The sequence below is a fragment of the Streptomyces sp. NPDC003635 genome, assembly GCF_053587635.1.
Map to the genome: position 1 here is coordinate 64,754 of NZ_JBSFOK010000044.1, position 9,499 is coordinate 74,252.

The window sequence follows — 9,499 nt, forward strand, 5'->3', positions numbered from 1 at the left end:
CTCCTCGCGCTGCGCTCGTACGACGTGCCCCGTCCCCCGACGTCGTACGGGCGGTCAGCGCCGCCACGCCTCGATCGGGTTGCCCAGCCAGCGCGTGTCGTCGGGAACGGACTCCGCGGCCATCACCAGCGACGCGGGACCCAGCGTGGTGCGGGCCCCGACCGTGCTGCCGGGCAGAACGATTCCGCCAGGACCCAGCGTCGCGCCCTCACGGAGGACCACAGTATCCGTCCGCAAGATCCGGTCGTGGAAGAGGTGCGTCTGGAGCACACAACCCCGGTTCACCGTGGCCGCGTCCTCCAGGGTCACCAGATCCGTCTCCGGAAGCCAGTAGCTCTCCACCCACACGCCCTTGCCGATCCGTGCGCCGAGTCCGCGCAGCCACGCCGTCATCAGCGGCGTGCCCGGCACGGATCCGGCCAGCCACGGCACGGCCAGCACCTCGACGAAGGTGTCGGCCAGCTCGTTGCGCCACACGAACCCGCTCCACAGCGGGTGCTCCCCGCCGCGGTGCCGCCCCACGAGTGCCCACTTGGCGAGGATCGAGACCAGCCCCGCGAGCCCGCCGGCCGCGAGCAGCACCATTCCGGCCAGCGGCCAGGCCCAGCCGCCCAATGCGGCCAGCGCCGCCACCGTCAGCACGGCCAGCGCCGCCGAGCAGAACACCGGAACGATCCGGCACAGCTCCACCAGACCGCGCGCCCACAGCAGCCGGGCCGGCGGATCGTACGTCCGGCTCCGGTCGCCGTCGCTCGCGCTGCGCGGCAGCTTCACCGGCGGAAGACCCAGGTACGAGGTGCCCTTCTTCGCCTTCTTGGGCGTAGCCGAGAGCACCCCGACCAGACCGTCGTCCGGCACGCTCCGCCCCGGCGCGGTCATCCCGGAGTTCCCGAGGAACGCCCGCCGCCCGATCTCCGCGCGCCCGATCCGCACCCAGCCGCCGCCCAGCTCGTACGGCGCGGTCAGCGTGTCGTCGGCCAGGAAGGCGCCCTCGCCGACCGTGGTCAGACTCGGCAGCGCCAGCACGGTGGACACCTCGGCACCCTTGCCGATCCGCATTCCGAGCGACCGCAGCCACAGCGGGGTGACCAGTCCGGCGTACAACGGGAACAGCGTCTCCCGGGCACGGTCCATGAGCTGCGTGACCGTCCAGGCCTGCCAGCCGACCCGGCTGTGCGTGGCGTACGTGCCCTCGGCGAGGCCGAGGCTGAGCAGCCGTACGGCGATAAGGATCACCAGGGCGTACACCAGACCGAAGGTCAGCGTCGCCGGGACCAGCGCGAGCGCGGCGCCCATGAGCGGGTCACCGCCGTTCACGAAGGGGTACGCCACGGCCAGCGCCGCCGCCCCGGACAGCACCGGAAGCGCGCTGAGCGCGAGACCGCTCACGCCGTACATGCCCCGCCAGAAGGCGCCCCGGACCGGCCGCTCCTTCGGCCAGTTCCGCTTCGCCCTGCCCAGCTTCACCGCGGGCGCGCCCGCCCAGCGCTGACCGGTCGGGATCTGCCCGGTGACCGCGGAGCCCGGCCCCACCTCGGCCCGCTTGCCGACCCGGGCACCCGGGAAGAGCAGGCTGCGGGTGCCGACGACGGCGTGCGCCCCCACCTTGACCGGGCCGATCTCCAGCCGGTCGCCGTCCAGCCAGTACCCGGACAGGTCCACCTCGGACTCGACGGCCGCGCCCCGGCCCAGCTTGAGCATGCCGGTGACCGGCGGCAGCGAGTGCAGATCGACGTCCTGCCCGACCTTGGCGCCCAGGGCCCGGGCGTACCGCTCCAGCCAGGACCCGGTCAGCGAGGTCGCGCCGCTCAACTCCGCCAGCCGCTCGGCGGTCCACAGCCGCAGATGGACGCTGCCGCCGCGCGGGTACCGGCCCGGTCGTACGCCCCGCAGCAGCAGCCGGGCGCCGCCCGCCGCGATCCCGAGCCGCCCCGGCGGGCTGAAGAACACCAGGGCCCCGGTCCCGAGGAGCCACCAGGGGGCGGCCGGCAGCCAGGACAGCGGCAGGACGTTGCCCGCCGCGGCCAGTGGCACCAACCAGCGCAGCCCGAGCAGGGTGAAGAGCGGCAGCAGCACCAGGAGCTGGACCGCCTGCGCGCGTCTCGGCACCGGGGCGATCGTCCGCCGGGCACCGTCGTCCTGCGCGGACTTCTCCAGGTGCCGGGCCAGCTTGCGCAGCGTGGGCTGCTGGTAGATGTCGAGGACGGCGGCGCTCGGGTAGCGGGTGCGCAGCCGCGTGGTGAGCTGCGCGGCGCCCAGGCTGCTGCCGCCGATCGCGAAGAAGTCGTCGGCGGCGCTGGACACCGGGATGCCGAGGACTTCCGTCCACTGCTCGGCGAGCCAGGCCTCGGTGCCGTACAGCTGCTCGGCCTCGGGGGTCTGCAGGTTCTCCAGCGGCCAGGGGAGGGCGTCACGGTCGACCTTGCCGGAGGTGCGGGTCGGCAGGTCCTCGACCGGTGCCAGCAGCGGCACCAGCGCGGCCGGCAGCTCGGCGCGCAGCCTCTCGACGGCGGCCGCGTGGTCCCAGCCGTCCTGGGTGACGACGTACCCGACGAGGAGCTGGTTGCCGCTGCGCGCGGTCCGTACGGCGGCGGCCGCGCCCGCGACGCCGGGCAGCGCCTGGAGCGCCGCGTCCACCTCGCCCAGCTCGATCCGCCGGCCGCCGAGCTTGATCTGCTCGTCGGCCCGGCCGAGGAAGATCAGCCCTTCCGGCTCCGCCTTGACCAGGTCACCGCTGCGGTAGGCCCGCTCCCAGCCCAGGGAGTCGAGGGGCGCGTACTTCTCCGCGTCCTTCTCGGCGTCCAGGTACCGCGCCAGCCCGACCCCGCCGATCACCAGCTGGCCACTGTCGCCCATCTTCACGGGCTGCCCGGCCTCGTCGACGACGGCGAGCTCCCAGCCGTTCAGCGGCAGCCCGATCCGGATCGGCTCCTCGCCGGACATCAGGGAGGCACAGGCGACGACGGTCGCCTCGGTGGGCCCGTAGGTGTTCCAGACCTCGCGGCCCTCGGTCACCAGCCGCTGCGCCAGCTCCGGCGGGCAGGCCTCACCGCCGAAGATCAGCAGGCGGACGTCGTTGAGGGTGTCCGGCTCCCACAGCGCGGCCAGGGTGGGCACGGTCGAGACGACGGTGATCTCCTGCTCGACCAGCCACGGCCCCAGATCGGCGCCACTCCTGACCTGCGAGCGGGGCACGGGCACCAGGCAGGCGCCGTACCGCCAGGCGAGCCACATCTCCTCGCAGGACGCGTCGAAGGCGACCGAAAGACCGGCCATGACCCGGTCACCGGGCCCGATCGGGTCCTCGCTGAGGAACAGCGCCGCCTCGGCGTCCACGAACGCGGCCGCGCTCTCGTGGCTGACGGCGACACCCTTGGGCCTGCCGGTCGAACCGGAGGTGAAGATGACCCAGGCGTCCTGCTCGACTCCGGGCCGCCCCGCCGGGACCCCGGAGGCGCCGCCGTGGACGGTGATCTCGTGCCCCGCCGCGACGACGGCCCTGACGTCCGCCTCGCCGAACACCAACTCGGCCCGCTCGTCCGGGTCCTCCGCGTCCACCGGCACATAGGCGGCCCCGGCCGCGAGCACGGCCAGAACGGCGACGTACAGATCGTTGGTCCCGGAGGGCACCCGCACGCCCACCCGGTCACCGAGCCCGACGCCCGCGTCGGCGAGCCGCCGCCGAACCCGCGCCACCTCGGCGGCCAGCGCACGGTAGGTCAGCCGGGTCGTGCCGTCGTCCAGAGCGAGCTCGTCCGGGTACGACCGTACGGACGCGTCGAGAATGTCGACGAGCGTGCGGGGAGAGGCCGCCGGGCCCCCGGAGAAACGTGCCGTATCGCCGAACCGCTCGCGGATCTCTTCGTCGAGCAGACCGAGAGCACTGCTCTCGTGGATGGCTGCCATCGGGTCCTCGCGTCTCGATCCCGGAAGCCTCCGGGGCGCCGGCGGGCCCGCAGGGTCGCCTGGGGTTGTCCGGTCCAGCTCCGTAACAAGCCGGAAATTTTAGTACGACGCTAGGTCCGCCCCCTTCGAACTGCCACCCGGAACGGATCTTGCGAGCCGTCCGGGTGACATGTGCACCGCGATGACCTGGCACTTTGCCGGGGCGGGAGAGATGCCCCACACAGAGCGCCAGGTCGACTCCGCAGCGTATTAATCGACGAACCGCCGGACGAACGTCAGGGCGGTGTCGGCGACTTCACGCCAGCCGCGGTCGATGGTGAGGGCATGACCCCGGCCCGGCATCTCGACGATCTCCGTCACCGCGTGCTCGTTGTGCAGCTGCTTCTTGTACGAGGCGTTGGCGATGGCCCACGGGACGGTGTTGTCCTTCTCGCCGGAGACGATCAGCAGCGGGCCCCGGCCCTTCGCGGTGGTGTCGACCTTCACCTCGGTCCACGGGTTGAGGTTGGCCACGGCAGCCTGGAACAGCGGCTCGCCCGGCGCCGGGACGGCGAAGGTGTCGTACAGCTCGCGCGCCTCCTCCTCGGACACCGCGTTGGCGAACGAGTAGCGGAACTGCTCGAACGTCAACGGCACCGCCCGGTGGAAGTTGGCCGGGTTGCCGAGGACCGGCCGTGCCGCGCGCAGCGACGACAGCGGCAGCGGCAGCACTCCGCGGAACGGCGCGGGGTCGATGGCGACGGACGCCTGGGACAGCTCGCGCCCGGCGATGATCTGGGTGATCAGACCGCCGAAGGAGTGCCCGACGACGACCGGCTTGCGCTCCAGCTTCCCGATCAGGTCGCAGAAGTGGTCGGCGACCTGTCCGACGCTCTTGCCCGCGAGGACCTCGGGATGCTGCTGGGCCTCCTCGACGGTCGCCGGATCGTCGGGCCAGCCGGGGGTGACCGGGGCGAACCCGGCCTCCTCGAAGACGGCGGCCCACCGGTCCCAGCTGGTGGGCAGGAGCCACAGCCCGTGCACGAACACGGCGGGGGTGCGACCGGTGGCGTTGGCCCGCTCGATCCGTTCGAGATCGCGGGCGTAGGAGGCGGAGTCGGGTGATGGCATGGGCGTGCTCCTGCTTGTCGACACGGTTGCTCCCGGGACCGTAGGCCCGGCCGCCGGGACCCGGTTGACCCGCAGTGCACACCCGCATGCCCCCGAGCGCACGGCCGGGAGGGCCGAGGCGCGCGAACGCGAAGTGCCGGTCGGGATCGCTCCCGGCCGGCACTCGATGCTGCAACAACTGGTGTCCGAGGGGGGACTTGAACCCCCACGCCCGATAAAGGGCACTAGCACCTCAAGCTAGCGCGTCTGCCATTCCGCCACCCGGACAAGGTGTCTGTCGCGCGGGGTTTCCCTCGCGGCGACAGAGAAAACATTACCAGGCTTTCGAGGGTGGCCGATCACCCCCCGTCCCCGCGTGAACGGCGTGTGACCGGCCGGGGGGCGGTCTTGGGTGCGAGCGGCTCGCGGGAGGAGGATGAGGGGGACCACCAGCAGTGACAGTGGGAGGAACCAGCGTGAGCGGGACGGACACGACCAGGAGCGTCACCGGCGAGGACGAGGTCGTGGACCTCTGCCGCGAGCTGATCCGGATCGACACCAGCAACTACGGCGACCACTCGGGCCCGGGAGAGCGCAAGGCCGCCGAGTACGTGGCCGAGAAGCTCGCCGAGGTGGGCCTCGAACCGCAGATCATCGAGTCGCACAAGGGGCGCGCCTCCACGGTGGCCCGGATCGCGGGCGAGGACCCCTCGCGTCCCGCGCTCCTCATCCACGGCCACACCGACGTCGTGCCGGCCAACGCCGCCGACTGGACCCACCACCCGTTCTCCGGCGAGATCGCGGACGGCTGTGTGTGGGGGCGCGGAGCCGTCGACATGAAGGACATGGACGCGATGACGCTGGCCGTCGTGCGCGACCGGCTGCGCAGCGGCCGCAAGCCGCCGCGCGACATCGTCCTCGCCTTCCTCGCCGACGAGGAGGCGGGCGGCACCTACGGCGCCAAGTACCTGGTCCAGAAGCACCCGGAGCTGTTCGAGGGCGTCACGGAGGCGATCGGCGAGGTCGGCGGGTTCTCCTTCACCGTCAACGAGAAGCTGCGCCTGTACCTGGTGGAGACCGCCCAGAAGGGCATGCACTGGATGCGGCTCACCGTGGACGGCACCGCGGGCCACGGTTCGATGACCAACGACGACAACGCCATCACCGAGCTGTGCGAGGCCGTCGGCCGGCTCGGACGGCACACCTGGCCGGTGCGCGTGACGAAGACCGTACGGTCCTTCCTCGACGAGCTCTCCGACGCGCTCGGCACCGAACTCGACCCCGAGAACATGGACGAGACCCTCGCCAAGCTCGGCGGCATCGCCAAGATGGTCGGCGCGACCCTGCGCAACTCTGCCGCGCCCACCATGCTCGGCGCCGGCTACAAGGTGAACGTCATCCCCGGCCAGGCCACCGCCCACGTCGACGGGCGCTTCCTGCCCGGCCACGAGGAGGAGTTCCTCGCCGACCTCGACCGGCTGCTCGGACCGCGGGTGAAGCGGGAGGACGTGCACGCCGACAAGGCCCTGGAGACCGACTTCGACGGCAAGCTCGTCGACGCCATGCAGAGCGCGCTGAGCGCCGAGGACCCGATCGCTCGGGCCGTGCCGTACATGCTTTCCGGCGGCACCGACGCCAAGTCCTTCGACGACCTCGGCATCCGCTGCTTCGGCTTCGCGCCGCTGCGGCTGCCGCCCGAGCTGGACTTCGCGGGCATGTTCCACGGCGTCGACGAGCGGGTGCCGGTGGACGGGCTCAAGTTCGGCGTGCGGGTGCTCGACCGATTCCTGGACGCGTCCTGAAACCGTCCTGAATCGGCCCACTGAAACGAAACTTCAACAATCGCCCGCCTGTGCGGAATTGACTGAGAAGAGTGAATGCGACGATAAGCTCGTAGCTCCATTACTCCCTCCTCGTTACTGGTGATGCGATCCGTTACTTGGGATCGCATTGCCAACAAGGAGGAATAATGATCAAGAAGGTCGTCGCCGCTGCGGCTGCCACTGGTGGTCTGGTTCTCGCGGGTGCGGGCCTGGCCGTCGCCGACTCCGGTGCCCAGGGTGCCGCCGTGCACTCCCCGGGTGTCCTGTCCGGCAACGTCGTTCAGGTTCCCGTGCACATCCCGGTGAACGTGTGCGGCAACACGATCTCCGTGATCGGGCTGCTGAACCCCGCCTTCGGCAACACCTGCGTGAACAAGTGACGCTGCCTTTCTGAGGTTTCGACCTTCAGGGGTTTCGTTCGACACCGTCGGTCCCGGAGCGCGTGCCATGCGCTCCGGGACCGACCGGTCTTTTCGCGTGGGTCACGAGGGGGAAGGCAGGAATTCAGCAATGCGACAGGTCACCCGCAAAGGCCTGATGACCGTGGCGGCCGCGACCGGCGTGATCGCCGCCGCGGGAGGCACCGCCCAGGCCGACTCGGGCGCGAGCGGTTCCAGCTCGCACTCGCCGGGAGTGCTCTCGGGCAACACGGTCCAGGCACCGGTGCACGCACCGGTCAACGCCTGCGGCAACACGGTCGACGTCGTCGGGGTCCTGAACCCGGCGGTCGGCAACACCTGCGTCAACCACGGGGGCGGCTCGGGCTCGCACGGCGGGTACGGCGACTCCGGCGGCCACGGCGGCTCCGGGGGCGCGTACTCCGAGGGGCACGCCTCGCACTCGCCCGGTGTGGGTTCCGGCAACCATGTCGAGGTGCCGGTCTACGCGCCGGTCAATGTCTGCGGCAACAGCGTCAATGTCATCGGCATCGGCAACGGTGTCACGGGCAACGACTGCGCGAACGGGGGCGGATCCGGGGGGCCGGGCGGACCCGGAGGACCGGGCGGACCCGGAGGGCCGGGCGGACCCGGTGGCGGCCACCAGCCGCCCGGTGGTGGACAGGAGAACCCGGGGAACCCTCCCGGCGGTCCGAACAACCCGGGCAATCCGGGCAACCCCGTTGAGCCCCCGCACCACGGGAGCCCCACCAGCCCCACCACACGCAGCGGCACACCTGGCACCACCACCAGCACCCCGCCCGGCTCGGGCACCGTGACGCCGGACGGTTCCCCGCGGGCCTCCCTGCCAGGAGCCGGATCCGTCACCCAGCCCCAGGGCGGTGGGACGCTCGCCGCCACCGGCAGCGAGCTGCCGCTCGGCTACGCCCTCCCCATGGGCGCGGGCGCGCTGCTGGCGGGCGCCGTGCTGTACCGCAGGGCGCGGGCCTCGGCCTGAGAGACCGCGCACAACGGAGCGGGCCCCGCCACCAGGCGGGGCCCGCTCCGTCTCCGTCTGCTCTCACCACGTGGCGCGCACCTGGCGGATGATCCTCCGGCGCAGCCGCACCCTGCGGCTTCCGTCGCGCAGCAGGCTCAGGCGGTCCAATTCCCAGTGTCCGTACTCGGCATGGTCCGTCAGCAGTCGTGTGGCGTCCTTGCGGGAGACCCCGCGCGGTACGTACACGTCGACAAATTCGTATTCCGGCATCGCATCTATTGTGCGGGCTGGGGCCCGGTACGGATAGCGTCTGCACTATGTCTGATGCTGCGCAGCCCACCGCTGCCGAGGTACGCGCCGCCGCCGAGGCGGTCAAGACCGCGCTCGACCGCCATCTCGCCGCGGTCGAACGCAGGTCGGGTGAGGACGACCCGGCCGTCTACGAGGCGTTCAACGAGCTGGCCACGGCCGCGGAGGCGTACGACGAGCTGCTGTACGACCGCTACGACGAGGTCACGCCCTTCGAGATCCCCGGTACGGACGACGGGCTGCCCCCCTACACCGGGCCCGAGGAGCCGAACGCGCTCAGCGTGCTGATCCGCCGCGACTACACCGTGGTGGAGCCGCAGCGGCTGCTGGCGCAGGCGCAGCGGGTCGAGGCGGCGGACTACGACGCGGACGCGGACTCCGGGGCCTCCGGCACGGTCCACGGCGCACTGGGCATCCTGTTCGGCGAGTTCGAACCGGACGAGATCGCCTCCCGGCACAAGGAGTTCGGCCTGGAGGAGGGCGACTCCACCCTGTGGGTGACCGCCGCCGACGAACCGGCCGACCCCGGTGAGTGGCTGGAGGCGCCGTTCGAGCAGATCGACCCGCAGACGGTGGTCTGCCGTTTCGACGTCAGCGCGGTGTTCGACGACGACGTGGACGACGATCTTGAGGCGGAGCTGGAGGACGAGGACCTGGAGCCGCTGGACGCGGAACGCTAGCGCCGGGCTGAGGCGAGAACGGCGGCGGTCACGGAATGTCGCGTGACCGCCGCCGTCGCATGTCGGCACCGCCCCGATCCCCTGAGCCCTGTCGCTCGGATCATCACGGCGTCGCGGGCCCTGGCACGCTCGGGCGGGCCGGACCGGACTGCTTCCGGCAGCCGGCCGACCCGAACGACGGGGCCTAGTGCCGCGTCAGGCAACGTTCGCCCCGTCGCGTCGCCCGGCACGCACTCTCGCCGCACCGGGCACAAGCCCAAGTACGTCCAGTACGAGGGCTTGCACCCGGCACGCCGAGAGCACGCACCGGACGCC

At 71.8% G+C, this 9,499-nt stretch carries 7 protein-coding genes and 1 tRNA gene; 4 read left to right on the top strand and 4 right to left on the bottom strand.

Going from position 1 to position 9,499, the window contains the following annotated elements; all coding sequences use genetic code 11:
- Window positions 1-54: 54 nt before the first annotated feature.
- The 3 genes from ACWDRW_RS31765 to ACWDRW_RS31775 form a co-directional block, all read right to left on the bottom strand.
- Window positions 55-3,906, bottom strand: a complete 3,852-nt coding sequence (locus tag ACWDRW_RS31765; RefSeq protein ID WP_451729152.1) for a Pls/PosA family non-ribosomal peptide synthetase — start codon at window positions 3,904-3,906, stop codon at window positions 55-57.
- 249 nt (window positions 3,907-4,155) lie between these two features.
- Entirely contained in the window at window positions 4,156-5,016 is an 861-nt protein-coding gene (locus tag ACWDRW_RS31770) for an alpha/beta hydrolase (RefSeq protein ID WP_451729155.1), read from the bottom strand.
- A gap of 179 nt (window positions 5,017-5,195) precedes the next feature.
- Window positions 5,196-5,283: transfer RNA gene (locus tag ACWDRW_RS31775), tRNA-Leu, on the bottom strand.
- 188 nt (window positions 5,284-5,471) lie between these two features.
- Between ACWDRW_RS31775 and ACWDRW_RS31780 the strand changes: the two genes are divergently transcribed.
- The 3 genes from ACWDRW_RS31780 (at window position 5,472) to ACWDRW_RS31790 (ending at window position 8,213) form a co-directional block, all read left to right on the top strand.
- On the top strand, window positions 5,472-6,797 hold the full coding sequence (locus tag ACWDRW_RS31780) for a M20/M25/M40 family metallo-hydrolase (RefSeq protein WP_451729158.1): 1,326 nt from the start codon (window positions 5,472-5,474) through the stop codon (window positions 6,795-6,797).
- 167 nt (window positions 6,798-6,964) lie between these two features.
- Window positions 6,965-7,198, top strand: a complete 234-nt coding sequence (gene chpH, locus ACWDRW_RS31785) for a chaplin ChpH (RefSeq protein ID WP_451729161.1) — start codon at window positions 6,965-6,967, stop codon at window positions 7,196-7,198.
- 130 nt (window positions 7,199-7,328) lie between these two features.
- Window positions 7,329-8,213, top strand: coding sequence for a chaplin (locus ACWDRW_RS31790; RefSeq protein WP_451729163.1), 885 nt, complete (start codon window positions 7,329-7,331; stop codon window positions 8,211-8,213).
- Between the two features lie 63 nt (window positions 8,214-8,276).
- On the opposite strand, the gene ACWDRW_RS31795 is transcribed toward ACWDRW_RS31790, so the two are convergent.
- Window positions 8,277-8,465, bottom strand: coding sequence for a DUF5703 family protein (locus ACWDRW_RS31795; protein ID WP_005485166.1), 189 nt, complete (start codon window positions 8,463-8,465; stop codon window positions 8,277-8,279).
- Window positions 8,466-8,512: 47 nt separating this feature from the next.
- Between ACWDRW_RS31795 and ACWDRW_RS31800 the strand changes: the two genes are divergently transcribed.
- Window positions 8,513-9,184 carry a hypothetical protein gene (locus ACWDRW_RS31800; protein ID WP_451729166.1) on the top strand — a complete coding sequence of 224 codons (672 nt, stop codon included), beginning with the start codon at window positions 8,513-8,515 and terminating at the stop codon, window positions 9,182-9,184.
- Window positions 9,185-9,499: the final 315 nt, after the last annotated feature.

Bases quoted from the DNA above. Each gene is read 5' to 3' on its own strand.
- chpH (WP_451729161.1), top strand. From the start codon at position 6,965: ATGATCAAGAAGGTCGTCGCCGCTGCGGCTGCCACTGGTGGTCTGGTT.
- ACWDRW_RS31765 (WP_451729152.1), bottom strand. From the start codon at position 3,906: ATGGCAGCCATCCACGAGAGCAGTGCTCTCGGTCTGCTCGACGAAGAG.
- ACWDRW_RS31795 (WP_005485166.1), bottom strand. From the start codon at position 8,465: ATGCCGGAATACGAATTTGTCGACGTGTACGTACCGCGCGGGGTCTCC.
- ACWDRW_RS31790 (WP_451729163.1), top strand. From the start codon at position 7,329: ATGCGACAGGTCACCCGCAAAGGCCTGATGACCGTGGCGGCCGCGACC.
- ACWDRW_RS31800 (WP_451729166.1), top strand. From the start codon at position 8,513: ATGTCTGATGCTGCGCAGCCCACCGCTGCCGAGGTACGCGCCGCCGCC.
- ACWDRW_RS31770 (WP_451729155.1), bottom strand. From the start codon at position 5,016: ATGCCATCACCCGACTCCGCCTCCTACGCCCGCGATCTCGAACGGATC.